At 59.7% G+C, this 23,747-nt stretch carries 25 protein-coding genes; 12 read left to right on the top strand and 13 right to left on the bottom strand.

Going from position 1 to position 23,747, the window contains the following annotated elements:
• Positions 1-5 precede the first annotated feature (5 nt).
• Positions 6-1,637, bottom strand: a complete 1,632-nt coding sequence (locus tag BDD14_RS14765; protein WP_130419473.1) for a VWA domain-containing protein — start codon at positions 1,635-1,637, stop codon at positions 6-8.
• 201 nt (positions 1,638-1,838) lie between these two features.
• On the opposite strand from BDD14_RS14765, the gene BDD14_RS14760 reads away from it, so the two are divergent.
• A complete protein-coding gene (locus BDD14_RS14760; protein ID WP_130419472.1) occupies positions 1,839-2,903 on the top strand; it encodes a hypothetical protein in 1,065 nt (354 codons plus the stop codon).
• 9 nt (positions 2,904-2,912) lie between these two features.
• Here BDD14_RS14760 and BDD14_RS14755 read toward each other — a convergent pair whose 3' ends face one another.
• Positions 2,913-3,893, bottom strand: a complete 981-nt coding sequence (locus tag BDD14_RS14755) for a zinc-binding alcohol dehydrogenase family protein (RefSeq protein ID WP_130419471.1) — start codon at positions 3,891-3,893, stop codon at positions 2,913-2,915.
• Between the two features lie 325 nt (positions 3,894-4,218).
• Between BDD14_RS14755 and BDD14_RS14750 the strand changes: the two genes are divergently transcribed.
• Both BDD14_RS14750 and BDD14_RS14745 read left to right on the top strand, forming a co-directional pair.
• Positions 4,219-5,148 (top strand): hypothetical protein, encoded by a 930-nt coding sequence (locus tag BDD14_RS14750; RefSeq protein ID WP_130419470.1) that lies wholly within the window; start codon positions 4,219-4,221, stop codon positions 5,146-5,148.
• Entirely contained in the window at positions 5,145-6,707 is a 1,563-nt protein-coding gene (locus tag BDD14_RS14745) for a vanadium-dependent haloperoxidase (RefSeq protein WP_130419469.1), read from the top strand. The genes BDD14_RS14750 and BDD14_RS14745 overlap by 4 nt, the downstream gene beginning before the upstream one ends.
• 69 nt (positions 6,708-6,776) lie before the next feature.
• Here the strand turns inward: BDD14_RS14745 and bla are convergent, their stop codons facing one another.
• From bla to BDD14_RS14725, 4 genes are all read right to left on the bottom strand, one after another.
• On the bottom strand, positions 6,777-7,655 hold the full coding sequence (gene bla, locus BDD14_RS14740; RefSeq protein WP_130419468.1) for a class A beta-lactamase: 879 nt from the start codon (positions 7,653-7,655) through the stop codon (positions 6,777-6,779).
• Between the two features lie 186 nt (positions 7,656-7,841).
• Positions 7,842-8,177 carry a hypothetical protein gene (locus tag BDD14_RS14735; protein ID WP_130419467.1) on the bottom strand — a complete coding sequence of 112 codons (336 nt, stop codon included), beginning with the start codon at positions 8,175-8,177 and terminating at the stop codon, positions 7,842-7,844.
• A gap of 162 nt (positions 8,178-8,339) precedes the next feature.
• Positions 8,340-9,272, bottom strand: coding sequence for a hypothetical protein (locus tag BDD14_RS14730; protein WP_130419466.1), 933 nt, complete (start codon positions 9,270-9,272; stop codon positions 8,340-8,342).
• A gap of 90 nt (positions 9,273-9,362) precedes the next feature.
• Positions 9,363-10,496 carry a glycoside hydrolase family 76 protein gene (locus BDD14_RS14725; RefSeq protein ID WP_242617958.1) on the bottom strand — a complete coding sequence of 378 codons (1,134 nt, stop codon included), beginning with the start codon at positions 10,494-10,496 and terminating at the stop codon, positions 9,363-9,365.
• An 84-nt stretch (positions 10,497-10,580) separates the two neighbouring features.
• On the opposite strand from BDD14_RS14725, the gene BDD14_RS14720 reads away from it, so the two are divergent.
• A complete protein-coding gene (locus BDD14_RS14720; protein ID WP_130419465.1) occupies positions 10,581-10,820 on the top strand; it encodes a hypothetical protein in 240 nt (79 codons plus the stop codon).
• Positions 10,821-10,874: 54 nt separating this feature from the next.
• The gene (locus BDD14_RS14715) at positions 10,875-11,807 is read left to right on the top strand and encodes a glycerophosphodiester phosphodiesterase family protein (protein WP_130419464.1); all 933 of its coding nucleotides are present in this window, start codon (positions 10,875-10,877) and stop codon (positions 11,805-11,807) included.
• Between the two features lie 138 nt (positions 11,808-11,945).
• Here BDD14_RS14715 and BDD14_RS14710 read toward each other — a convergent pair whose 3' ends face one another.
• Positions 11,946-12,449: an NINE protein gene (locus BDD14_RS14710; protein ID WP_207231745.1), complete on the bottom strand. Its 504-nt coding sequence runs from the start codon at positions 12,447-12,449 to the stop codon at positions 11,946-11,948.
• Between the two features lie 220 nt (positions 12,450-12,669).
• On the opposite strand from BDD14_RS14710, the gene BDD14_RS14705 reads away from it, so the two are divergent.
• On the top strand, positions 12,670-12,879 hold the full coding sequence (locus tag BDD14_RS14705; RefSeq protein WP_130419463.1) for a hypothetical protein: 210 nt from the start codon (positions 12,670-12,672) through the stop codon (positions 12,877-12,879).
• 63 nt (positions 12,880-12,942) lie between these two features.
• On the opposite strand, the gene BDD14_RS14700 is transcribed toward BDD14_RS14705, so the two are convergent.
• Positions 12,943-13,362 (bottom strand): cupin domain-containing protein, encoded by a 420-nt coding sequence (locus tag BDD14_RS14700; protein ID WP_207231744.1) that lies wholly within the window; start codon positions 13,360-13,362, stop codon positions 12,943-12,945.
• Between the two features lie 169 nt (positions 13,363-13,531).
• Between BDD14_RS14700 and BDD14_RS14695 the strand changes: the two genes are divergently transcribed.
• A complete protein-coding gene (locus tag BDD14_RS14695; RefSeq protein WP_130419462.1) occupies positions 13,532-14,008 on the top strand; it encodes a pyridoxamine 5'-phosphate oxidase family protein in 477 nt (158 codons plus the stop codon).
• Between the two features lie 187 nt (positions 14,009-14,195).
• Positions 14,196-14,444: a DNA-directed RNA polymerase subunit omega gene (locus BDD14_RS14690; protein WP_130419461.1), complete on the top strand. Its 249-nt coding sequence runs from the start codon at positions 14,196-14,198 to the stop codon at positions 14,442-14,444.
• Here the strand turns inward: BDD14_RS14690 and BDD14_RS14685 are convergent.
• A complete protein-coding gene (locus BDD14_RS14685; protein WP_130419460.1) occupies positions 14,441-15,727 on the bottom strand; it encodes an amidohydrolase/deacetylase family metallohydrolase in 1,287 nt (428 codons plus the stop codon). The two genes, BDD14_RS14690 and BDD14_RS14685, sit on opposite strands and share 4 nt — an antisense overlap.
• A gap of 185 nt (positions 15,728-15,912) precedes the next feature.
• Between BDD14_RS14685 and BDD14_RS14680 the strand changes: the two genes are divergently transcribed.
• The 3 genes from BDD14_RS14680 to BDD14_RS31845 all read left to right on the top strand — a co-directional run bounded on the left by BDD14_RS14680 (position 15,913) and on the right by BDD14_RS31845 (position 19,311).
• Positions 15,913-16,977, top strand: coding sequence for an SDR family oxidoreductase (locus BDD14_RS14680; protein WP_130419459.1), 1,065 nt, complete (start codon positions 15,913-15,915; stop codon positions 16,975-16,977).
• Positions 16,978-17,152: 175 nt separating this feature from the next.
• Positions 17,153-18,574, top strand: a complete 1,422-nt coding sequence (locus BDD14_RS14675; protein WP_130419458.1) for a PP2C family protein-serine/threonine phosphatase — start codon at positions 17,153-17,155, stop codon at positions 18,572-18,574.
• A 512-nt stretch (positions 18,575-19,086) separates the two neighbouring features.
• Positions 19,087-19,311, top strand: coding sequence for a peptide ABC transporter substrate-binding protein (locus BDD14_RS31845; RefSeq protein ID WP_165420089.1), 225 nt, complete (start codon positions 19,087-19,089; stop codon positions 19,309-19,311).
• A gap of 146 nt (positions 19,312-19,457) precedes the next feature.
• Here BDD14_RS31845 and BDD14_RS14670 read toward each other — a convergent pair whose 3' ends face one another.
• Positions 19,458-19,829: a nuclear transport factor 2 family protein gene (locus BDD14_RS14670; RefSeq protein WP_165420088.1), complete on the bottom strand. Its 372-nt coding sequence runs from the start codon at positions 19,827-19,829 to the stop codon at positions 19,458-19,460.
• A gap of 15 nt (positions 19,830-19,844) precedes the next feature.
• On the opposite strand from BDD14_RS14670, the gene BDD14_RS33730 reads away from it, so the two are divergent.
• Positions 19,845-19,973 (top strand): hypothetical protein, encoded by a 129-nt coding sequence (locus BDD14_RS33730; protein WP_278045483.1) that lies wholly within the window; start codon positions 19,845-19,847, stop codon positions 19,971-19,973.
• A 40-nt stretch (positions 19,974-20,013) separates the two neighbouring features.
• Here the strand turns inward: BDD14_RS33730 and BDD14_RS14660 are convergent, their stop codons facing one another.
• From BDD14_RS14660 to BDD14_RS14650, 3 genes are all read right to left on the bottom strand, one after another.
• Positions 20,014-21,438 (bottom strand): DUF1254 domain-containing protein, encoded by a 1,425-nt coding sequence (locus BDD14_RS14660; RefSeq protein WP_130419456.1) that lies wholly within the window; start codon positions 21,436-21,438, stop codon positions 20,014-20,016.
• A gap of 143 nt (positions 21,439-21,581) precedes the next feature.
• On the bottom strand, positions 21,582-23,285 hold the full coding sequence (gene rpoD / locus BDD14_RS14655) for an RNA polymerase sigma factor RpoD (protein WP_130419455.1): 1,704 nt from the start codon (positions 23,283-23,285) through the stop codon (positions 21,582-21,584).
• 215 nt (positions 23,286-23,500) lie between these two features.
• Positions 23,501-23,746, bottom strand: coding sequence for a hypothetical protein (locus BDD14_RS14650; protein WP_130419454.1), 246 nt, complete (start codon positions 23,744-23,746; stop codon positions 23,501-23,503).
• Between the last annotated feature and the right edge of the window lies 1 nt (position 23,747).

Raw genomic sequence — 23,747 nt, 5'->3', positions numbered from 1 at the left:
AGGCCCTAGGGTTGAGCTTCAGCGGGAGTGGCCGCCGGGGCTGCGGCGGAGTCAGGGGGCGGCAGCGGCCTGGTGAGATCGACGTCCGCGGTTCCGATGCGCCCGGAGGCAGCGACGCGGACGACGAAGCGGACGCGGGTGGCTTTAGGATCGTGGGCAAGCAGGTAGTGAATGTCGAGAGAGCGCTCGAGCCGTCCGGTGGGTGGAACGTCGCCGGTGGCGTTGGCCCGGATGACCTTGGCGTCGCGCTTGAGTTCCTTGTTCTTCTTGTCGAAGGTGGAGGCGACGAGGATGACCTCGGCGCGACGGGGTTCCGTGTCGGTGGCGTAGGTCCAGGCCAAACCCTTGGCCTCGACGTGGATGTTGAAGGTGTCGGGCGTCTGGGGAGAGCGGCGAACGGAGATAGGCACGCCGTCGTAGACCATGGTGCTGCTGTCGGCGGAGAGGAGATCGCTTACAAGACGGCGCGAAGGATTGACGGGATTGACGCGGCCGGGACCGTATTGCAGGTAGTAGCCCTCACGGGTGGTGACGGTGAGGCCGGGACGATCGACGGTGACCTTGATGCGGCGGAACTTCTGCAGATCGCGGGAGTCGTTGGTGGGGCGGTAGGTGAGGGTATAGAAGCTGGAGCCGTCGCGGATGGCGGTGCCGATCTCGGCGTCGACATCGTTGCGGCCGTAGAGAGAGCGGCCGCCGGTGGCGGTGGCAAGTTTGGCGAACTGGTAGTTGCCGCCGAAGGGATCGGTGAAGGCGGCGTCGGAGCCATAGGTTTGGGGATCGACCTGAAGGCCGGCGGGGTCGATGGTGTAAAGGGTGATGCGGGCGTCGCGCAGCGTGTTGACGCAGTCCTGCACGGCGCTGTTGACGCGCTGCTCGGTGTCGACAGGGAAGTTCGCCATGTTGAGGTTGGGGAATCCGCGTCCGATCCAGATCATGTTCTTGTGCCCGGGGTGTCCGATGGTGGCCTGGGCGACACGGCGCAGGGTCATGAAGGCGGTACCGTATCGCTCGGCCAGCCAGGCGTATTGATGCGCCTGCCATGGGTAGGCGGCGAAGTGATGGTTGAGAGCCTCGATCAGGTCGTCCTTGTTCTGTGTGTAGTCGTGTAGCACGGTGAAGTTCTGCAGGTTGACGGCGATGAGCATGGTGGGGGTGGAGAGCTTGCCGGGCTGCCGCTCGAGAAACTTCTTGAGCGAGTAGCGGGCGAAGGCCATGTCTTCAAAGCGGGTGTTGAACTCGTCGAGCAGCACGATGTTGACGGGCGCGCGCGGGGCGAGAGTGTCAAGCGCTGCTGTGGAATCGATGTTGAGCTCGGGAGTAGAGGAGTGCGCGCCGGCGGCCTCGAAGTTGAGAACGGTCTGGGGCTCGTTGGACTCTGTGACGTGGAAGTCGTCGCGCTTGAGATCGGTGACGACGTTGCCTTTCGAGTCGGTGACGACCATGTCGAGGATGACGATGCGGGCGTTGCGGGTGATGGTGTAGGTTCCGCTGGCATCGCGGGTGGGCTGGGTGCCGTTCTGCGGGGGCTCGCCGGGCTGAGCGGAGGGAGGCTCAGGGGCGGGCGTGGTGGTCTGAGCCTGGCCGGATGCGGTGGCAAGGGAGACGAGAAGTACAGCAAAAAGCGAAGCTTTCATAGCAGTCTCCGGGTAACTCCCAATTAACGCGTCCTTCCGTAAACCCAATAGATCAGTGCAAGTTTCGACAGAATCGTAAAGGGTTAGCGAATTTTGGGGCTTGCGGGAGGGAGAGAGGTGACTGCGTGAAGGTTTTTGCATCCTACGGGAGAGAGCTTCTGGAAGCTTCCACGGCGTTACTCGCGCCAAACCACCGAATCTATGAATTCTCGCCGCTACGCTATCGCCGCAGCCGTTCTCGCAGCCGTGTTGTTCCTGGTCTGGATCTTGCGGCCTGCGGGTTCAAAGGACGGTCATCAGGCGGCCAGTCATGATCTTCCGGATGCAGCGAAGCCTGCTGCGGGGGCGGCGTCGCCGAACGATGCGCTGACGACGGTGTATGCGCACAATCTTGAGCTGCGCAAGGGGCCGGAGTTCCGTATCTATATTCGCTGGCTTCGCGGCGAGATGGTGCCGACGCGGAAGGATCGGCCTCCTTCGCTGGACGATGAAGAGTCCTTCGTCTTTCATATCGATCGCGGGTTGATTCATGCGAATCTGGGCGACATCACGACGTATCTGAACTCGGCGATGGCGTCGCGGTCGCCGCTGAAGAATATGAAGCTGACGGGCGAGGGGCAACAGATGAAGCTCTCGGGAACGATGCACAAACTCCTGGTGCCGCTTCCGGTAGAGGTGCTGGGGACGCTCTCGCCCGCACCGAACGGCAGGATTCATCTGCAGGTGACGAAGATCAGCGTGCTGAAGATGCCGGTGAAAGGGCTGCTCGGAGGGCTGAAGGTGGAGATCGACGACATTATCGGCAAAGACCCGGTAGCGGGTGTGGAGGTGAAGGACAACGATATCTACCTCGACACGACGGCGCTGCTTCCGCCACCGCATATCCGGGGGCAGATCTCGGCGATTGCGCTTCAGGCTCCCGATGCGGTGGTGACGTATGGAAGCACGACGCCACAGGACGACGAGGAGCTGGCGCAGTGGCATAACTTTCTGCGGCTGCGCGGCGGTACGGTTGGCTTCGGCAAGCTGGTGATGCACGATGCGGACCTCACGCTGATCGACGCCTCGGATGACACGTGGTTCGATCTGGATCTGATGAAGTACCGCGAGCAATTGGTAAAGGGTTACAGCAGAATGACTCCGGAGAACGGCCTGGAGATGTTCATGCCCGACGTGGGCGGCAAGGCGCTTCCGCCGGGCTCGGTTTCGTTGGACACGCTGAGGGATAAGAAGAAGCCGCTGCCGAACCCGGCCCTCGTGAAGTGAGGCTGGGCTTCAGGGAAGGATGACGCAGGGACCGTCGGCGGTTTCGTGCTTGACGGCTTGCAGGGCTTCGTTGGCCTGGTCCAGGGAGAAGTTGCGGACACGGGGCCTGATGCCGATCTGCTGGGCTAGTGCGAGGAAGTCGCGGGCGTCCTGGCGGGTCATGTTGGCGACCGAGCGGATCTGGCGCTCGCCCCACAGAAGTTTGTCGTAGTCGAAGGCCGGCATCTGGTCGAGGTGGATGGCGTTGATGGCGACGACGCCTCCCTTGCGGAGGCTTGAGAGCGCGGCGACCACGACAGCGCCCGATGGAGCGAAGGTGATGGCGCGATCGAGTGCGACGGGAGGCTTGTCGTTCTCGGAGCCGATCCAGTTTGCGCCGAGTTCCGTGGCTTGCGCTCGGTGCCGTTCGCCGCGCGTGGAGACATAGACCTCGCATCCCCAGCGGCGGAGTACCTCGATGGCGAGCGAGGCGGATGCGCCGAAGCCGAAGAGGCCGACGCGCTCGCCCGGCTGCGTTCCGGCGACGCGCAGGCTGCGGAAGCCGATGATTCCGGCGCAGAGAAGCGGCGCGAGGTACTGGGGTTCGATGCTGGAGGGTAACGGGAAGGCGAAGTCGGAGCGCACCAGGGCGTATTCGGAGTAACCACCGTCGACGGTATAGCCGGTAAAGGTGGGCGAGTCGCAGAGATTTTCTTCATCGCGTTTGCAGAAGGGGCAGGTGAGGTCGGCTCCGCCGATCCAGGAGACGCCGGCCTGGGAGCCCATGGGGAGTTCTGCCGTGGCACCGTCTACGACCTCGCCGACGATCTGGTGGCCGAGGATGAGGGGATCGCGCAGGGTTGGCAGGTCGTGCTCGAAGATGTGCAGGTCGGTGCGGCAGACTCCGCAGGCGAGGACGCGGAGGAGGGTGTGGCCGGGTATGACGGCGGGACGCGGGACGTCTTCGATGGAGAGCGCGGTTGCGGAGGCACGGAGGACGGCGGCTTTCATCGGCGTTGCTCCTTCTGGAGGCTCAGCTTGTTCGATGCTAGAGCAATGGGCTGCAGCTAGCGGGGCGTTGAGGTTTCTCCATCGGAAGGTGGATAGGACACTCCACCTCTGGTTGGTCGACAGCCTCCCGTCGCGGGTCTAGTCTGCTCCGTGTTCCGGGGATCTCGCTTTGCGATGCGGTGAAAGCGACTGCGCGCACCGCACAGGGTGCGTAGCGTGGAGTGCCGTGCGTGTATCGAGACAACGTTGGCAGGAGAGGCTGTATGCGCCTTCAATTCGCAGAGCGATGGCTCGAGGGTGGGATCGCAGACCGAGGTTCGCTGCCATGACGCGAACGGCATTGGCTTTCGCCTGCTGGATTCTGCTGGGCGGCGCGGCGTGCGCACAGACGATGCAGGACGGCATCATGCTGGCACGCGGAGTCCTGTGCGCCGGCTCGCTGTATACGCACGATCAGTGGAGCAGCTACTGGGAGGGTTCCCGGCAGCGAGTGAACGGTAATATCGGCACGATTACGACGCAGAGCGTGTCGGCCATGGCCAACTACGGTATTACCGACCGCATCAACGTGCTGGCCAATGTTCCTTACGTGTGGACAAATGCGAGTCAGGGCGTGCTGCACGGGCAGAGCGGATTCCAGGATTTCTCCTTTGCCGTGAAGGGCGATCCGCTACGGTTGCGTCTGAAGCAGGTGGGCACGCTGCGGGCGATCGTCCTGGTCTCGACCAGCCTGCCGATGACGAACTACACACCGGATCTGCAGCCGTTGTCGCTGGGGTTGAACAGCAAGACGCTTACCGGGCGCGGCACGCTGAATTTTCTGGGACGGCGCGGGCTGTACCTGAATGCGGGCGCGGCGTACACGTTTCGGGCAAATGTGACGCTGGACCGGCCGTACTACTACACCAACGACCAGATGTATCTAAGCAACGAGGTGGCGATGCCCAACGTCTTCGATTACTCGACGAGCGTGGGTTATTACCGCCATGACATGAAGATTGTCGGGAACTTTGCGCAGCAGCAGACGCGCGGCGGTGGCGACATCCGGCGCCAGGATATGCCGTTTGTCTCGAACCGGATGAACTACTCGGCGGCTGGCTTCGAGATACAGTATCCGATTCCGCATCTGCGCAGATTGCAGTACTGGGTGGCCTATCGCAACGTCTTCGACGGCCGTAATGTCGGCCAGGCGAACACCATTACGACCGGCCTGATGTATACCTTCCACCGCGAAGGGCGGACCACAGCTCCATGATTGACTATCCTCGCAATGTATACCGCGCCGCAATGGCAGGCGCGATGTTGACGGCAGCGCTGTTGTCTTTGAGCTGCAGCAAGGGCATACCCTCAACAGAGACGCTACCGGCGCAGATCTTTACCAGTGTGGATGCGAACGCGGGAGCGTGGAAGATGATCCTGCTCTCAGGACCAACGCAGGTTGCGGTGGTAGCACCTGTGCCGGTGAACGATCCCGGCTACACGGCTGAACTGGCGCAGATCAAGACCGCGCAGGCGAGCCTAACGGAAGCACAGAAGACCGCTATCGCGTATTGGAGCGGTGGCGGTGTGCTGCGATGGAACGAGATCATGCGAGAGCTGGTCGCAAAGTCGGACCTGCCTCCTGCGCCGAATCCGGATGGCAGCTATCCCGTGCCGAATCCGGCAAATCCATTCGCCGATCCGCAGTATCCGTTCAGCAATCCTCCATATGCGGCACGGGCGTACAGCTACGTGTCGATCGCGCAGTTTGACGCGCTGAAGTCGGCGTGGTTCTACAAGTACCAGTACAAGCGCGCTTCGCCGTCGAAGAACGACAGCAGCATTCAGTCGCTGCTGCCATCGAGCGATCTGCCTTCCTATCCGTCGGAGGATGCGGTGGAGGCGGGAGTGAATTCGGTGCTGCTCAAGCTGCTCTTTCCTACGTCGGCGGACTATATCGATGCGAAGGCGGCGGAGCAGCAGCAGGTGGCGCAGCTCTCGGGACGCGCCTCGGCCAGTGATGTTGCGGCGGGGCTTGCGCTGGGGCAGGCGGTGGCTGCGGTCTTTTCGGCGCGTGCGGCAAACGACGGCATGAGAGCGGCGGGCGGTAGTCCGCAGATATGGCAGGCGCTCTTTGACAATACGAAGGCTCGTGGGGAGATTCCGTGGGTGAGCCAGGACGGGCCGCCGCGCCCGCCGATGTTGCCGCTCTTCGGCCAGGTGAAGGCGTGGATGATGACGCCGACGGATATTGTGAACGAGCGGCCGGTTCCGCCACCCTCCACCTCTTCCGCGCAGATGCAGCAGGAGACGGCTGAGGTGAAGGAGACGGTGAACAACCTGACTCGGGACCAATTAGCCACGGTGTACAAGTGGGCCGACGGTGTGAGCACGCCGACCCCGCCAGGGCACTGGGACTTTATCGCGGTGCCTTACGTCATCTCCGGGGGGCAGAGCGAGGTGCGTGCCGCGCGGACCTTTGCGCTGCTCAACATGGCGCTTCACGATGCGGCTGTAGCGTGTTGGGATGCGAAGTACTTCTATTTCAATCCGCGCCCTTCGCAGCTGGATCCGAGCATCAAGGTGCAGACGGGGCTGCCCAATTTTCCGGCATATGTTTCGGGGCATTCAGTGTTTTCTGCGGCGGCTGCGGATGTGCTCAGCTATCTCTTCCCAGGTGAGGCGAGTTATTTTGACTCACAACAACAAGAAGCCGCGATGTCACGGTTGTATGGAGGGATTCACTACCGCTCAGACATCACGGCCGGAATGCAGCATGGCAAGCGTGTGGGAGACTACACGGTGGCGTTTGCGAAGACGGACGGCGCGAATTAGGTATCTGCTCGATTCGGCAGGCTTCGATTGTGTGGGCCGTTCAGAAGGCGCGGACGTGTTCGGCTTTCCTCATGGCTGATGGGTTGCAGCGATGGCGCTGGCGATGTCGGCGTGGATCGCGTTGCGCTCGTCGGTGGAGATGGCGGTCTCGGTGAGGTAGGACGTTATAAAGATCGGCTCGCCGTCTGGCGGATAGAGCACGCCGATGTCGTTGTTCGAGCCGTGCTCGCCTGATCCGGTCTTGTCGGCGACCTTCCAGGTGGAAGGCAGGCCGGCGACGAACTTGGGTTTGCCGGTCGTATTGGCGAGCATCCAGTCGGTGAGCTGCTGGCGTGACGCGGGTTTGAGGACGTTTCCAAAGAAGATGCGTTGCAGGTTGGCGAGCATCGCGTTCGGTGTGGTGGTGTCGCGTGGATCGCCGGGCGTGCTCTCGTTGAGTGTGGTCTCGTTGCGGTCGAGACGCGTTAGAGGGTCGCCGATGGAGCGTGCAAAGGCGGTGAGGGCGGGTGGGCCGCCGAAGCTGGCGAGCAGGAGGTTGGCGGCGGTGTTGTCGCTGAGCGTGAGCGCGGCCTTCGAGAGCTCGGCGACGGTCATGCTTCCGCCGGCGTGTTTTTCGGTCTCGGGAGAGTAGGTGACGAGATCGCTCTTTGAGAAGGCGACGGCGCGGTCCAGATGCTCTTTTCCCTGATCGACGCGCTGAAGGATGAGGGATGCGGCGAGGAACTTGAAGGTGCTGCACATGGGGAAGCGCTCGTCGGCGCGGTGTGTGACCTGCTTGCCGGACGGAAAGAGGATCGCGACGCCGAGGCGGCCTTTGCTCCTGGTTTCGAGCGCGGCGAGAGTGGTGGAGAGATCCTCGCTGTTCTGCGCGAAGAGCGCACGCGGCCTGACGGCGGTGGCCGCGATGGAGGCGATGGCGGAGCGGCGGGTGAGCAGGCGGGTGAGCATGGGTGAGTGCGATTTTACGCACAGACTATTGTGGAAGCCGTGTGGATCGCGATGCGTATCCGGATGTGCAATGGCCTATGGCTCGCAGAAGAACGGGCCTGGCTGGAGCAAAAGAGAGAGGTCCCGATGCGGGACCTCTCTTCTGAAGCTTTACCGAAAGCGAGTTTCTGTGGCTGATCCGGCAGATTACATGCCGGCGTTGTCATGCTCGAGCTGCGCCTGATATCCCTTTTCAAAGCTGTTGCGGTAATCATCCTTAGCCGCACCCTTCACTGGGGGATTCTTGTAGAGATGCGACGACTTGGCGTCGATCTTGCGCTTCGCTGCCTTGTCGAGCTTGGCTGCCTCGATACCGTCGCGGAAGCCCTGCTGGACCTGCTCGGTACCGGCTGGCGGCGTGTTCCAATCCTGGACCTGCGCCGGCGTGTTCTGCTTCTGGGAGTTCTGGGCGTGCGCAAAAATCGGGGCGCCGCTCATAAGGACCACTGCCATCAGTGGCGTTGCAATGCGGTTAAGCTTCATGTTTCCCTCGCGGCCAGGAGCCCAGTCGAAAAATGGGTCCCAAGGGGTACGTCAAGGTACACCCTTTCGTCAGGCCGCCCTATAAGATACACAAAGGCTTGCGAGAGTTGCAAATATTTCACGGGTCCAGGAGCATATTTGCTCTCTCTTGTTACGAAACGGTTACATATTGGTGTGGCCGGCCCGCATTTCCTCGTTGAAAGAGGGCTTGATGAACTGCAGCGCCGCCGCCAGCTCCTGCTCGTAACCTTCGCGATGGGACATCAGTGCAGCCGACGGAGTTCCAAACTCGGTATCGGCGGTCAGCAGGACAATTCCCTCATGGGCCACTGCGGCCGCGGTCTTCTTCAGCTCCTCGACGGTCGTATTGAGGTACTGCGCGTCGCGGGGATCGGTCAGCCATATGGGTTCGCCGCCGCCCAGAACGCCGGAGAGCCAGAAGACCTTGGCGGCCAGGAATTCCTGACGCTGTGCTTCAGTGGTGTCGTTGAAGATGAACTTCTGCTGCTTTGAGCTGTAGTAGCGGGTGGTTACAGGAACGGGCTGGCGGTTGCCGCTCTTGACCAGCTCAAGCTGTCCCTGGTCCATGGTCTTGCGGACGGCGTTGTAGATGAAGCTTTCTGCGAAGGGCTGTTCGAGCGCCGCGACCACTTCGGCGAAGGTCACGGTCAAAGATGCCGCTACCTTGGCGTGCAGAATGCTTTCTTTGCCGTCCTCCAGGCGCGTCTCGCCGTGAACGATATTGGTATCAGCGCCCGAGGTCGATGGATGGAAGGGCCACTCAAATTTACCGAAGCTCAGGGGGATGCCGTGGAGAGTCAGATAACAGTCCGGACGCGGATTCTTCAGGCGGGTGGCGGTCTCCTTGAGATAGGTTTCGACGACCCCCTTCAAGGCGGCTCCGCTGAAGTCGAATGCCGCGCTGAGCTCGAGCGTCTGCGTTTTGGAGGGATTGGAGGCCAGGCCAAGGGTAAAGCGCGCGGTCGGCCCGCCGGAGAAATCCTTGCCCTCCTGCTGTGCGACCACAACCAAGCCGGCTGTTTTTGCTGCCGCCTCTACCTGTCCTGCCAACACCGTCTGGGTTCCTGTGCTCATCGCCTGCCGTCCTGAATCAAGTTTTTCCGCAACCTGTCTATTTTAGCGCTTTATGGCCGGATTCCCCTCGATTGGAGCAGATAGTATGGCCTACTTTTTCGTGGTCATGGCTGCCACAAGAGCGTCAATCGCCGAGCTTTGCGTTCCCGCGTCGGGCGAAATGGGCGGCCCTGACCACACGACATCGAACGTGTTTTCGGGTGTTCGGTCCTTGGTCCAGATCGAATCCGCGTTGGTGGCAAAGGCGGTGCGGTAGCGTGGGTCGGGCGCGACACCTTCCAACGCGCGCAGGTTACGCATGAAGATGCCCTTGAACTGGATGCCGTCGCCGCTGCATTTGGGTTCGCAGGGTTCGTGCAGGATGCCGGCCTTGTCTGTGAGGTGGGTCAGCGATGCGTCGGCGATCAGCTTTGCCTGATCGAGAATGGCGGAGTCCGGCGACGACTTCGACCACTCCGCCAGTGCTCCCAGCAGGACGCCCTGGTTGTAGGTCCAGACGGTTTTTTCATTGTTGCGGCAGGTGCCCGTAACCTTGTCGATGACGAGGCCGTCGTTGATGAGATGGTCGCTGTTGATCATGCCGGTGCCTCGAAACCACTGCCACTCCTTCGTGGCCCAGTCGGCAAATTTTTGACGCTCAGAAGGGGTGCGTGTGGCGAGATGCGCGGCTACCGAGAAGAACAGTTCATTGGCGATGGCGTTCTTGTAGTTGCGGTCCTTGCTCCACCAGATGCCGCCTCCGCAGGTCGAGTCCCAGCCGCCGGCCATGTCGTCGAAGATGGACTGCGCCATCGTCAGGTAACGGCGGTCATGGGTAAGGTCGTAAGCGTCGATCCATGCAAGCGCCCACCATCCCTCGTCGTCGTAGTACTTGTTCAGGAAGCCGGGGAAACCGGTCCTCTCCTGCTTCGGATCGGTGCGCTTCTCTGTGGGGATGGTGATCTGCGCCTGCCTGTAGGTGTTGGCAAGCACGCCGACATACTGCTTTGAGCCGCTCACGCGCATGAAGTCGGTAAGCGCGGTGATAGCGTTGGCCGAGTTCCACCAGCCGGTGGTCTTATAGAGGCCGATGGAGGGCTCGTACCACTGCTGCATGGCCTTGACGCCGAGCGTTGCTCGGTGACGAGCCTCTTGCGGCGAGGTGGGGCGTGTCTGTTCCTGCGCGTGGCAGGCGACGGTTGCAGTCAGACAGAGCAGAAGGGGGAAAAGGCGGCGCAGGATCATCTCTCCGTTGTATCAACTAAGCTTCGACCGGACCGAATTTTACTCGACTTGTACTCTCAATACCGACGTGAGAATGTTTGAGGTATGGGACGTAAGAAATTGTTGGTCATTGGAGGAGCGGTCGCAAGTTGTCCGGTGATCCTGATCGCATCCTTCCTTGTTGCTAACAAGTTCTACACACGATTCATATTTAAAGGCGAGATGAGTGATTTCGCTCCAGGAGATTCATTCGGAGTCATTTTGTATGCGTTTTTGTTTACGTTTCTGCTTTTAATTCCGGTTCTTCTGGGATGGTGGTGGCTTTATCGCCGTATTTCAGATTAGTTCCGCTTCAGCGGCTTTATTGCGTTGTAACCACGAGCGACGAAAATCCAATCCATGTTCAAAAACCTGATTGCACTTCTTCTCCTGGGAGTTCTGCCTTCGTCCGCCCAGACGATCCTCGTTCACGCCCATCGCGGCGGGCGAGCGTCACGACCGGAGAACACCATCCCCGCCTTCGAATTCGCGATTGAGCATAAGGTGGATGCGCTGGAGCTGGACCTGGCGGTCACGAAGGACAACGTGCTGGTCGTCTCGCATTCGCCTTATCTGACTCAGGTGGAATCGAACGAGCCTTTCATGAAGGCTGTGCTCGCGAACGAGCGGCACTGCGGCGGACCGGCGCTGCCTGCGGGAACCCTGATCCACTCGCTCACGCTCGCGGAACTGAAGCAGTATGATTGTGGCGCGACGACGCTGGCCGCGTTTCCGCACCAGGTTGCCGTCCCGCATACGACGATTCCCACCTTTGAAGAGGTGCTGGACCTCGCTCCGCAGGGGAGCTTCGACTTCAATGTCGAGACCAAGATCTTTATCGATCACCCCGAGATCACGCCAACTCCCGAAGTGTTTGTGCAGATGATCGAGGAGGCGGTGAGTCGACACCATTTGGAGTCGCGTGTGATTCTGCAGAGCTTTGATTTCAGGACGCTGCAGGCGATGAAGAAGCTCAACCCAAAGATCCGGCTGTCGGCGCTGTTCGGGCAGGCGAAGTATGACAAGTTCATGGGGATTACCGATCCTGACAAGAGCTTCGTACACATCGCGAAGATCTCGGGCGCAGGGATTCTGAGTCCGGACGAGAGCCTGGTGACTCCTGCTGAGGTTGCCGCAGCACACAGTGCGGGACTTCAAGTGATTCCTTACACCGTGAACACGGAAGAGGGCTGGAAGAAGATGGTCGCAGCGCGCGTGGACGCTATCATCACGGACGATCCGGCGGGTCTGTTGGACTGGCTGCGGGCGCAGACGCCGCCGCTGCATCCGTAGGACGTGTTGAAATGAAACAGTTCCATGCCGAAACGGGTGGAACGTGGAAGCTGGCCCAATCTCTCGTGCCGACTCGCTCTTTTTCGGAGCTTCCCCTTGCGACTTAAGCGAAAGGAGAGCCAGGTCGCCTGGCAGTAGTCAGGCGGCTGGTTGTCCGGTAGTGGCCGCGCCACAGCGGGGGCAGAACCCTGCTCCGGTTGTGAGGGCGGCTCCGCAGGCCGGGCATGCCGCGCTAGAGACCACGGCTGGCTGGTATCCGAAGGCGCTGCTGGCGCGGATCTGTCCCGCGATGTAGCTGGCTTGCATGGCGTTGTAGATGCGGACTCGCCGGGGCATGAAGAAGGCCTCGATGAACCCGAGGATTGCAGGGATCCCCGTCCAGCTGAAGAGAAGATAGAGAACACCGAGTCCCGTGCGGCGAAGGTAGAAGTGATGGAGCCCGAAGTTGCCGAGAAAGACCGCGAGAAGAACTCCGACCACTTCGTCGCGGCGCGCCTGCTCATATTCGGCGTAGAACCATGCGCGTTGGTGCTCCGTCATTCCAGCGGTGTAAAGCGGATCGGTGTAGTTCAACGTTGCCAGACCTCCCGGTGCTGAGAGAGATACGGCAGGGGGCGAGATGGAGTTCCACGAACTGCCCAAATGGAACGCCCAAAAAGACATGCGGGCGCGACGGCATCGGCGGACGCCAATCGCGATCGCCGAAAAAGGGTGCGTGTTCCGAATCAACTGTTCCCGGACCAACATGGTCGCGATTTACAGCGATAGCCGCATGGTCTAGTGTGAATTTGCGGACTGCAGCGCGGCATGTCCGCAACAGGTTTGGAGATTGCAGACTCAAACAAAAACAGGAGGAGCAGCGATGGAACACATAGAGAATGGGCAGTGTGGATTGTGTACTCACTTTGGAGAAGGTCATACTTCGGCCCCTGCATTGATCACGATCATGAAGAGCCATGAGGCTCCTTTGAACATGGTGGACGAGTGCGGTCATCCCAAGCATGCATCGCTGCATCTGAAGGTGACACCGATCAGCGGTTGCGATGGATTCACTGCTGCAGCGGCGGCCTGAAGCTTTCCTGGCTTGTAGAGCGAAGGCCCGGGGCAATCCCGGGCCTGTTGTTTTGTATGTCGGCTAATACTGAGTTTTTATGAAGCTCTCGGGCGTGCCATCTTCCGGATTTACGAAATGCACATCTTCCGGAGGCCGGCGCGGAGTGTCAACGGCAAGCACTGTAAAGGGACTCTCAAGAATCTTCGGGATGGCATGGATGGTGTTCTTTTTGAAGAAGACCAGCTCGCCGGGGCCGATCTCTCGCGGAGCGTGGCCGGCAATTGCAATCTCGGCGCGGCCGGAAACAACGTAAAGGTATTCGTCGCAGCTGGTGTGGTAGTGCGCCGGCGCTGGCCGGTGAACACGAAAGATGCGGCAGCTCGCCTCCTTCTCATCGGTGAGCCGGAGATCGGTGAGCATCGTCTCTGCGCTTTCGGGCAAGGTGCTGGCGAGAGCGGTGATATTGAAGAATTTGCTTTCGGTCATCGTTTCGGTCGTCATACAGCTCCTTGAAATATAGATGCCGGGTGCCTGCGATTTGCTTCATCCCAATTCCTGCGAAGTGGTTGCGAATAGCCATGGATGGACTGGATGGACCGGCAGTTACGCGGCGATGGCCTGTATTGCCGGGCGACTCGAATGTGCATCCTACAACCATAAGGACAGCACCATGAGCGAAAAACACGACCAGGACAGCCACTACAAAGAACTGAGCGGCCATGAGGGGCAGGCGAAGATTGCGGAGCTGGTGAAGGGAATCCGGATCGCCATGATGACCACGGTGGCAAAGGATGGAAGCATGAGCTCGCGCCCGATGGCGGTGCAGGAGGACCCCTTCAATGGAACGTTGTGGTTCCTCACCCGGCAGGGTTCGGAAAAAGTGGAGGAGGTAGGCCAGGACCAGCATGTCACGCTGACCTTCGCGGAGCCCAAGGATTCCAAGTACATCACCCTCAAGGGGATCGCGAGCGTGAACCAGGACCGCGGCAAGATCCAGGATCTGTGGAATCCGTTGTATAAGGCGTGGTTTCCTAAAGGGAAGGACGATCCGCAGATTGCAGTGCTGCGGGTTGAGGTGAATGAGGCGGACTACTGGGAGGCTTCGGGGAGTCGGCTGGTCATGCTCGTGAAGTATGCGGCGGCTTAGGTGACCGGAGGAAAGGTTCCGATTGGGGAAGCCGGCCATGTCAGTGTGTGATCGAAGGCGCCGTGGGGGTATAGACTCGATGACAGACAACCTGCGGGCAAGGGCCTGCGAGTTGTCAAGACGTTGCAGTTCACCTGCGCCTCAGACGACGTCAAAATCTGATACGCCGCAAAGTATCGGAGGATGTATGCGTTCTGAATCCGTGTTTCGCGCAAAAGAGATCATCGGCAATCGATATCAGCTCTGTCAGACAGTATCGAAGGCCACCCGCAAGATTCATATCTCATCGAGAAACACCCAGGAAACGATCAACAGCGCGTTTGAGAAGATAGCCGATTCCAGGGAGTTGCCTGCCACGGTTGTGGTGGCCGGAGAAGCCGGTTCGACCCTCCGTCGAATGAACCCATTCGTCAGGCTCAGCGGTGGAATCAGTTAACGAGTAGCGTATTTGAGATGGCCTTCGCGCCAGGGTACAGCAGTGCGCGCGTCGAGGTCGAAGACGACGCGGCCCGCGCGAAGGGTCATCTCGGGCACAATGCGCTCGGTGCCGTCGACCTTTCCGCCGGCGAGATCGGAATAGCCGAAGTGACCGTGATCGATGCGAAGCACGGCAATGTCGGCAACCGAGCCGACGGCGATCTGGCCGAGTTCGGGGTGGCCTATCTCGCTGGCCGGGTTCGTGGTGGATTCGCGGATGACTTCGGGCAGAGGGATGCCCAGGGCGAGCATCTTGCTCATCACGTTGGGCAGATTGAGCATGACGCCGGTGGCGGAGCCGACGTGGAGGTCGGTGGAGATGGAGTCGGGGAAGAAGCCGCCCTTCACCATGGGCTCGGCGAGTGCGAAGTTGAAGGAGCCGCCCCCATGGCCCACGTCGAACTTGATGCCGCGCCTGCGGGCCTCGAGCATGTAGGGCGCGGGTTTGCCATCGGGGGTGAGCAGCGGTGCGGGCATGCGGAAGACGTGGGTGCTGATGTCGCCTGGGCGCAGGAGAGTGGAGATCATCTGCTCGTAGGACTTGTTGTCGAACCAGCCGAAGTCGACCATGACGGGCAGGTGGTTGCGATTCCCGGCGGCGACAGCTTTTTGTACGGAGATGAAGTTGGGCTGCTGCCAGTGCGCGGTCTTGATGCCGACGATGATGTCACGGTTCTGCTCGATGGTCTTTGAGAGCGCGTCGAGGTCCATGTCGTGTTCGTTCTGCTCGGCGGCATCGTCGCTGTTGGCCATGCCGGCGCCCACGATGTTCAGGAAGGCAAAGATGCGCGTCTTCGAGTCGTCGATGATGCGGCGACGGAACTCGGGGAAGTCGCGCCAGCCGGAGGAGCCGGCGTCGGCCATGGTGGTGACGCCGTTGGGGATGGCCATCACGTCGGCGGGGACAGAGAGATCGCCGTTGCCCCAGGCGTCGTGACGAAGGCCGGTGAAGACGTGCACGTGGATGTCGATGAGGCCGGGCGTGAGGTAGAGGCCGGAGATGTCCACGGATTGCTTTGCAGCGCTGGCTGGAATCGAGGGCTCGATGGCGGCGATCTTCCCGTCGCGAATCGCTACGTCACTCCTGGCATCGACGTTGTTCTTCGGGTCGAGGACGTGGCCATTGCGGAGAACGAGGTCGTACTGCTGAGCGTGCGCGGAGAGAGCGCAGGCAAGAAATGTGGCGGCCAGGATGCGGAGCATAGTTGGGAGTATAGCCAAATGGAGCCGTAGGGTCGCCACATCCTCCTGGCCTGATTCAGTAGCCACGCTGAATTAGCGAGGTGGAATTCGAGCCTCGCTCGAACGAACCCCTGGCACAACTGGGATCATGGGCTGGATACCCGATGACTTGTTCCATCATCTGAAAGACTCCACAGTGGTAGTAGATGCTAGTGGAGAACCGGTTTGGGGAGCTGAGGGTTGAAATGAAAAAGACAGCATTGATCGTTGGAGTTTCAGGAATCGTAGGCCGCAACCTGGCAGATCGATTGATCGCCGAGAGGGACTGGACGGTCTACGGTATGGCGCGCCGCCCCGGGCAACGCGAGGGCATCGTTCCTGTCGCCGTAGACCTGCAGGATGCAGCTGCCGTTGACGCCGCTCTCAAGGACGTAAAGCCAACGCATATCTTCCTTGCCACCTGGCTGCGGCAGCAGACTGAGGCGGAAAACATCCGCGTCAACGCCGGCATGGTTCGCAATGTGCTGGACGCCGTCTCCGGGGCAAAGTCGGTGGAGCATGTAGCGCTGGTCACGGGTCTAAAGCACTATCTTGGACCCTTCGAGGCCTATGGCAAGGGCAGCCTGCCCTCCACTCCCTTTCGTGAAGAGCAGCAACGGCTGGATCTTGAAAACTTCTACTACGCGCAGGAGGATGAGGTCTTCGCTGCTGCGGCGCGCGATGGCTACAGCTGGAGCATCCACCGACCGCACACCATCATTGGCTACGCCGTCGGCAACGCCATGAACATGGGTACGACGCTGGCGGTTTACGCCAGCATCTGCAAGGAGTTGGGCAAGCCCATGCAATTCCCCGGCTCCTCCGTGCAGTGGAAGAGCCTGACCGACATGACCGATGCGGGCGTGCTGGCAAAGCATCTGCTCTGGGCCGCGAGCACACCAGCGGCTCGCAACCAGGCATTCAACGTGGTAAATGGTGACGTCTTCCGCTGGAACTGGATGTGGAAGCGCATCGCCGGATGGTTTGGCGTAGAGGCAGCGGAGTTGGAAGGGGAAGGCATCCCGCTGGAGAAGCAGCTTGCCGACGCTGCGCCAATCTGGAAGCAGATCGCCGCCAGGTATGGTCTGGCTGAAGACGATCTGAACGTGCTCGCCTCGGCCTGGCATACCGACGCCGACCTGGGTCGTCCGCTCGAAGTGGTCACGGACATGTCGAAGAGCCGCAAACTGGGCTTCACCGTCTATCAACCCACAGACGAGAGTTTCTTCGAGCTATTCGAAAAGTTGAGAGAGGACCGACTGGTCCCATGAAGCAGGCGAGGAGGATAGTGGCCAGGATGCGGACCATAGCTGAACACGTTACAGTCCCCTGGCTTCCTGTCCAGGCGCGAGTTCCTCTTTACTCCTCACGAAGGAAGGCATATGTTTCACGGCAGGGCATTTCTCAAAAATCGCAGGGCATTTCTCAAAAATCTTAGAGCGGCGCGTGATCCGACCTATGAACGATGCACAGGTAGATTCTCTGGCCTTCCGTAAAGCACTTCTTCAGAGTGAACGGCGTCGTATCTATGGCATAACGGCGTTCCTGCTTGTGTTCGCGGTCGCGACGGCAGTTCGCATCGTCGTTTTTGGATCACACATGAGTCCGTGGGGTGTATTCGTTCTGCTGCTGGTAGTGGCGTACGAGCTATGGACCTTGTCGGTCGTCACGAAGGCACTGAAGACAGGGCACGATCTTCCTCGTGCGCTGTGGCTGTTCAACATCATTCTGGAGATTGCGGTGCCGGCGCTGGGCATCGCGTATTTTTCCAGTCCGCGGCTGGCGGCGGAGTACAGGGCGCTGGCAACGCCGTGGGTGCTCGCGTTTTTTCCGTTGATCCTGCTCTCGGTTCTGCGGCTGAATCCGCGGGTCTCGCAGATTGCGGGAATAGCAGCGGCGCTTGGCTTTCTGGCGAGCGCGTATTCCCTGGGATGGCGTCCGAGCCTTGAAAATCTGAGCCAGCATTCGGCGACTCAGACGGCCGTTGGGTTCTACGCGGCGATCCTGCTGGCGAGCGGCTTTCTCGCGGGAATGGTGAGCGGAGAGATTCGCAAGCATGTGCAGGCAGCTCTGCGCGAGGCCGAGATGCAACGCCAGCTGAAAGAGGTTGAGCATGATCTGGAGATTGCCCGGTCGATTCAACAATCTCTTTTGCCGAGGACTCGCCCTATCATCGAAGGGATGGAGATCAGCGGTTGGAATCTGCCCGCCGATGCAACGGGTGGTGATTACTTCGATTGGAAGAAGTTGAGAGACGGCCGTCTTGTCGTCACGCTGGCGGACGTCACGGGGCACGGCATCGGGCCGGCACTTCTCGCTTCCGTATGCCGCGCTTATGCGAGATCGAGCTTCGATACGCATGATGATGTTGTGAGGGCGATGCAGCACATCAACCAGTACTTCGGGGAAGACCTTCCTTCCGGCAGTTTTGCGACGTTTGTGGCTGCGGTCTGTTCGAACAACAATGGCAGAGTGGAGTTGATCTCCGCCGGACATGGGCCTCTGTTTGTGTACTCATCGGCCCGCGATGCCTTTCAGGAGTTCGCCGCTCAGGCGATTCCGCTGGGACTCCTGCCTGACTTGAATGCGGGGGAACCCGTGATTCTGGATCTGGACTGCGGAGATATGGTGGTGCTGGCCACCGATGGATTCTTCGAATGGGAAAATGCAGACGGAGAACAGTTCGGCGACGAGAGAATGACCAGGACGATTCGCGAGTCGCGGCATCTTTCTCCAGAGGAGATCATCGCGGAGCTCTACAGCGCAGTGAAGGCCTTTGCGAATGGAACCAGGCAGATCGACGATCTGACTGCGGTGGTGATCAAACGCGTCACGAACGGCACCAGAACCGTTGGGACCGCTGGTTGACTTGTCCACCCCCTCCCCCTTGTTTCTCGTAAAATATTCATTCCTTTAGGTTTATCGGGATACTTGAGCGCCAAAATATTGAGGATAAAGGGTTTAAGGGTCAAAATATTGAAAACAAACAGGATGGCCCCGAGGTGTTCTCCCCGGGGCCATTGCATTTTCTGATCTTTTTCAAGTGTAGCAGGCTGAGGGGAGCTAATCGGCACGGTAGATCATGTTTGTTTTGAATGATTTGCACGATTTTGGGGCTTGACAGCGGAATCTGCCTTTGTTTTCGCAGGATTTTGTAGGTAACTGCCGGGTAGGGAAATACGGGGTGGGGCGCGTTATCGCTGGACCGGCGGGAGGCCCGCACGGTAGGGAGGCGACGTAACAGGAAACAACTCCTCATAGAATGGGTAATTGGTTTGTGAGATCGCAACAACGGGTTCGAGCTTCGCTCGAATGATCCCACTCATGTCGCGATGAGGCCGCGTCATGAATGCGGCATCCGGCGGAGTAAGATCGTCTGCATGATGCGCAGACGCAGCCTGAAGGCGACAGCACTGAAGGGCGCGGCCATTGTTGGCGTGGCCGTGGTGGGGACGGCGGTCGGAGCGATGGCCGTGGGAGCGCTGGCGATCGGTGCGCTCGCGATCGGCGCTCTGGGCATAGGGACAGGAAGGATCGAGGAGCTGAGCATCGGCAAGCTTACGGTGGATGAGCTTGTGATTAAGAAGCGTGGGGAAGAGGGCTGAACGTGGGGCCTTCGAACGGAGAAGGTGGAGAAGAAGGGACTGGATGTTGTGCTTAGAGGTTCGAGCTTTGCTCGAATGAACCTACTCATGCGAGGAAGCCGCATGAATAGGGCACCCGGCGTGAGGATGCGCTCGAGCGGGCCGAATTATATGCTTGCGTCAGATTCAGGAAGAAGAGGCCGAGGGTCAAAAGTTACTCTTAGTGACCTGACCTTTCCGTCCGTAACCTGAAACCAGCCGCAGGCAAAGAGCGTGATACCTGACACGGTAATGTCATACATTACGCATACATCATTGCCATCAGCAAAGATCTTTTGAATATCGAATTTCAGGCGAAGATGTTCAATTTCCTGAAGATATGCTTCGGCTCCAATGCGGGAGCCAAAGGGACCGACGTACTTCATGTCGTCGCTGACATATCTTCTGGCCTGCTGAAAGCTCTCGTCATTGATTGCCATCCCAAGCTTTAGCACAACTTCTTTTGCTTCAATTGCAGATGTCTGCATCAGTGTTGTCATTCGATGATGTCCCCGATGAGAAAAACACAGAACCATCGGTTATATTCCCAACTCAAGTGGGAGAACGGAGAGAAGCATCCGCAGGGAGCTTCGCTGAAGCAGCTGAGCCTAGTGGAGAAGAAGGGGCTGGAGGTTGTGGCTTAGGGGTTCGAGCTTCGCTCGAATGGGGCACCCGGTCCGGAGTTCAACCCATTTTCTTGATCGGCGGCGGATTCCAGCTCCCATTGAACGCCGTTTCCTTCGGCCAGTACATCCGCATCACCACGTTAAAAGAGGCCGCGTCCGCGGGCAGCCAATTCGACTCCTTGTCCTTCCCTGGAGAATCATGCTGAACATAGATATCCAGCGAACCATCCTTGTTGAATTTCAGCTTGTCCCTGTCCCCAATCGCATAGCGATTGATTGGATTGGCCACAAAAGCCTGCTTGGCGTTGTACATCGTCAATGACCAGAACGCATTCACGGGTGGCGTCTGCCCCTTGTCGAAGTGCAGAGCATACTTGTTCGCTCCATTGAGTGGCTGGCCATCTCCATCCACCCGCGTCAACGGATAGAACGCGTCTGCTGCCAGGTTGGCTCCCAGTCCTACCACTGCAACTCCTGCGCGAGCATCATAGTTGGTGCCCCAGTCGCCCATGCCCGTAGTCAACAGCATCCATCCATTCACAACTTTGCCGATTCCCGGATTTCCGCCGAGCTCCACCACTCTCTTCTTCGCCTCATCCAGACCATCGGAGATCGCCTTTGCCGCATCGCTTCCGTTCTTGTTCAGATCGAACGGCTGCCCTGGCGCAATGCCAATGCTCGCCATCTTCGCTACCATTGGCGCATCGGCCGTAGCCGGAGGATTATCCTTCATCAGCATCGCCAGCCTGTTGAAGAACGTCGCCGCATCCATCGCCGCCACCACCTCCACAGGCGCAGTCTTCATATCGACCTTGGGATCAACCGGCATGTCCTTCGGCGGAGTGTATGGCTTACCCCACGCGCTCAACGGAGTCAGCTTGTACCCATCCTGAATCGCATGCACCGCCGCATAATCGGCCTTGCCGTTCGTCTGCGTGCGTCCAATCACCCATACCAACGCAGTCGGAGACTTGATCTCCTTCATGCCGGCCGGCAGGTTGCCCGACCAGCCGGGCCCTGTGAGGGCAAAGTTTCCTTTACCCGTTCCTGTCGTCCGTTTTCCGGGCGATGGAATCACATTCGTCCACCCATCCAGCAGCTCCATCAGGTAGTAGCGCCCGTGCGTATCCGGAACGCTCAGCACAATCGGCTCCTGCTTTAGATCGAGCCACGCTGTCGAATACAACGTATCCGCGTTAGGACTTACAACATCGGTAAACGTTGCGTCCGGAAACGCCCGTATATTTGCCATCTGATCCATCGGTGCAACCATTGCCGTCACCGTCGGAACATTCGTCATCTTGGCGCGGGTGACATCCATCAGCACCAGGGGATACCCGAACACGTATGCGTCCTTCGCCGCCGTCTGGGCCGTGTTCGCGGCTTCATTTGTGCCCGTCTGGGTCTGTTGTTTGCATGCGGTCAGCGATGATAGTACGGCACCAAGAACCACCGGCCAGACCCTATAGGAATAGAAGCGCATCGTTCCCTCCGTGAAAACTCAAAATTCAGGAGACCCGCCGTGCACGCCGAATTGTATACCTCTTCTGCCGCAGTTCTGATGGACAAAAGAAGAAGGCCGCGAGCAATCGCGGCCTTCTCTTTGCTGTTTCCAGTGGTATTGGGTTAGACCTCTTTGACTCCGTCGACGAATGCCTTCAGCTTGCGGCTGCGGCTTGGGTGGCGCAGTTTGCGGAGGGCTTTGGCTTCGATCTGGCGGATGCGCTCGCGGGTGACCTGGAAGGACTGGCCTACCTCTTCGAGCGTGTGCTCGGAGCCGTCTTCGAGGCCGAAGCGCATCTTGATGACGCGCTCTTCGCGCGGCGTCAGGGTGCGGAGGACCTGCGAGGTGTACTCCTTGAGGTTGACGCTGATGACCGCGTCCGACGGCGAGACGGCCATGCGGTCCTCGATGAAGTCCCCGAGGTGCGAGTCTTCCTCTTCTCCGATGGGGGTCTCGAGCGAGATGGGCTCCTGCGCGATCTTGAGGACCTTGCGGACCTTCGCGACGGGGATGTCCATGCGGCGGGCGATCTCTTCCGAAGACGCTTCGCGGCCAAGCTCCTGCACCAGCTGACGCGAGGTGCGGATGAGCTTGTTGATGGTCTCGATCATGTGCACCGGGATGCGGATGGTGCGTGCCTGGTCGGCGATGGCGCGGGTGATGGCCTGACGGATCCACCAGGTGGCGTAGGTCGAGAATTTGTAACCGCGACGGTACTCGAACTTGTCGACCGCCTTCATCAGGCCGATGTTGCCCTCCTGGATGAGGTCGAGGAACTGGAGGCCGCGGTTGGTGTACTTCTTCGCGATCGAGACGACGAGGCGAAGGTTGGCCTCGATCAGCTCACGCTTGGCGCGCTCGGCGTCCATGTCGCCCTGGATCATCTCGCGCTGGGTGCGCTTGAGGTCGGCGATGGAGATTCCGGCGTCCTTCTCGAGCTGCTCGAGGTCGATGCGGCAGTTCTTCTGCTGGCGCTTGTACTCCTTGCGCAGCTCTTCGGATTTGGAGGCCTCGTGCTTGGTGTCGAGGGTCTTGATCTGGCGCTCAAGCGTGCGCATGGAGTCGACGGTCTTGTTGACCTTGTCGAGCAGCCGCTTCTTCTCGGAGTTCGTGTACTTGAACTCGCGGATGACGCGGTTGATGTAGACGTGCTCGCGTCCGATCAGCCAGCGGGTCTTGCGGGTCTCTTTCGCTTTGGCCTTCGCGTCTTTGCCAGCCGGAGCGGCCAGCTTCTCTTCGAGACCGACGATCTTCTTCTGGTGCTTCAGAATGACATCGATGCGGCCGACGGTCTGCTTCACGCGGGCCTGCAGGATCTCTTCGGTCAGCTCTTCTTCGTCGAAGGTGACGACTTCCTTGATGTTGCGGACCCCTCGGCGGAGGTCTTCGCCGAGGGCCACGATCTCGCGGATGACGATCGGGGAACGGGAGATGGCCTTCATCACGCGGATCTGTCCGCGCTCGATGCGCTTGGCGATCTCGACCTCGCCCTCGCGGGTAAGCAGCGGGACGGTTCCCATCTCGCGCAGGTACATGCGGACGGGGTCGTTGGTCTTCTCCAGGGTTCCAGGCGAGAGGTCGAGCTCTACATCCTCGGACTCTTCGCCGGCCTCGGGCTCATACTTGTCCCGGTCGAACTTGTCGCCGGAGAGGACGTCGATGCCCTGGGTGTTGATGGTTGTCAGCAGATCGTCGAGATCGTCAGGGGTGGTGATATCGCCGGGCAGAAGGTCATTGACCTCCCCGTACGTCAGATACCCCTTTTCTTTTCCGGTCTCAATGAGCTTGTCAATATCTTCTTCGTACTTGTCGATTTCTTCGGCCACGAGGGTGCGCGCTCCTGCAAAATAATCTTTTTAGTGGGATGCCGCTCAGACCATTCGGTGGTATCCGGGCGGAGTTATCCCTGGGTTGTTTCGTAATGGGCAGGGAGCAGGTAGCGGTTTAGACCGCTTTGGCCAGCCGGACCTTCAAAGAGGTCAGGGCATTCAAGGGCACACTTCCCCAGCGAATCACAGGATACCACACAAATTTAGACGGCTCAGACCGAAAAAAGATTCGGCGGCGGGGTGCGAAGTGGCTCGCCGCGAACTCCTCCCTGATGGCTGGGACAGCGGCGAAGATGAATGTCTGTGCCATTCGAGCCGTAGTCGTGGCCGCAGTGACTACAGCGAAGGTGGTAGATGGTCTGACCGGGAAAGCTCTCGGAGGGAAAGCCGGTCCGAGAGACGACCACCTGGCCATGCTTATTGCGATATCCGGGATCTGTGGTCTTGTGGCGAGGCATC

The sequence above is a fragment of the Edaphobacter modestus genome (assembly GCF_004217555.1).
Classification (GTDB): Bacteria; Acidobacteriota; Terriglobia; order Terriglobales; family Acidobacteriaceae; genus Edaphobacter; species Edaphobacter modestus.
This window is presented reverse-complemented; position numbering and strand designations above follow the sequence as displayed.

Excerpts from the sequence above, each read along its gene's own strand:
- BDD14_RS14715 (WP_130419464.1), top strand. The coding sequence starts at position 10,875 with ATGTTCAAAAACCTGATTGCACTTCTTCTCCTGGGAGTTCTGCCTTCG.
- BDD14_RS14735 (WP_130419467.1), bottom strand. The coding sequence starts at position 8,177 with ATGAAGCTTAACCGCATTGCAACGCCACTGATGGCAGTGGTCCTTATG.
- BDD14_RS14750 (WP_130419470.1), top strand. The coding sequence starts at position 4,219 with ATGACGCGAACGGCATTGGCTTTCGCCTGCTGGATTCTGCTGGGCGGC.
- BDD14_RS14690 (WP_130419461.1), top strand. The coding sequence starts at position 14,196 with ATGCGTTCTGAATCCGTGTTTCGCGCAAAAGAGATCATCGGCAATCGA.
- BDD14_RS14720 (WP_130419465.1), top strand. The coding sequence starts at position 10,581 with ATGGGACGTAAGAAATTGTTGGTCATTGGAGGAGCGGTCGCAAGTTGT.
- BDD14_RS14760 (WP_130419472.1), top strand. The coding sequence starts at position 1,839 with ATGAATTCTCGCCGCTACGCTATCGCCGCAGCCGTTCTCGCAGCCGTG.
- BDD14_RS14680 (WP_130419459.1), top strand. The coding sequence starts at position 15,913 with ATGAAAAAGACAGCATTGATCGTTGGAGTTTCAGGAATCGTAGGCCGC.
- BDD14_RS33730 (WP_278045483.1), top strand. The coding sequence starts at position 19,845 with ATGAGAAAAACACAGAACCATCGGTTATATTCCCAACTCAAGTGGGAG.
- BDD14_RS14695 (WP_130419462.1), top strand. The coding sequence starts at position 13,532 with ATGAGCGAAAAACACGACCAGGACAGCCACTACAAAGAACTGAGCGGC.
- bla (WP_130419468.1), bottom strand. The coding sequence starts at position 7,655 with ATGCTCACCCGCCTGCTCACCCGCCGCTCCGCCATCGCCTCCATCGCG.
- BDD14_RS14660 (WP_130419456.1), bottom strand. The coding sequence starts at position 21,438 with ATGCGCTTCTATTCCTATAGGGTCTGGCCGGTGGTTCTTGGTGCCGTA.
- BDD14_RS14700 (WP_207231744.1), bottom strand. The coding sequence starts at position 13,362 with ATGACGACCGAAACGATGACCGAAAGCAAATTCTTCAATATCACCGCT.
- BDD14_RS14745 (WP_130419469.1), top strand. The coding sequence starts at position 5,145 with ATGATTGACTATCCTCGCAATGTATACCGCGCCGCAATGGCAGGCGCG.
- BDD14_RS14725 (WP_242617958.1), bottom strand. The coding sequence starts at position 10,496 with ATGATCCTGCGCCGCCTTTTCCCCCTTCTGCTCTGTCTGACTGCAACC.
- BDD14_RS14765 (WP_130419473.1), bottom strand. The coding sequence starts at position 1,637 with ATGAAAGCTTCGCTTTTTGCTGTACTTCTCGTCTCCCTTGCCACCGCA.
- BDD14_RS14705 (WP_130419463.1), top strand. The coding sequence starts at position 12,670 with ATGGAACACATAGAGAATGGGCAGTGTGGATTGTGTACTCACTTTGGA.
- BDD14_RS14670 (WP_165420088.1), bottom strand. The coding sequence starts at position 19,829 with ATGACAACACTGATGCAGACATCTGCAATTGAAGCAAAAGAAGTTGTG.
- BDD14_RS31845 (WP_165420089.1), top strand. The coding sequence starts at position 19,087 with ATGATGCGCAGACGCAGCCTGAAGGCGACAGCACTGAAGGGCGCGGCC.
- BDD14_RS14730 (WP_130419466.1), bottom strand. The coding sequence starts at position 9,272 with ATGAGCACAGGAACCCAGACGGTGTTGGCAGGACAGGTAGAGGCGGCA.
- BDD14_RS14755 (WP_130419471.1), bottom strand. The coding sequence starts at position 3,893 with ATGAAAGCCGCCGTCCTCCGTGCCTCCGCAACCGCGCTCTCCATCGAA.
- BDD14_RS14650 (WP_130419454.1), bottom strand. The coding sequence starts at position 23,746 with ATGCCTCGCCACAAGACCACAGATCCCGGATATCGCAATAAGCATGGC.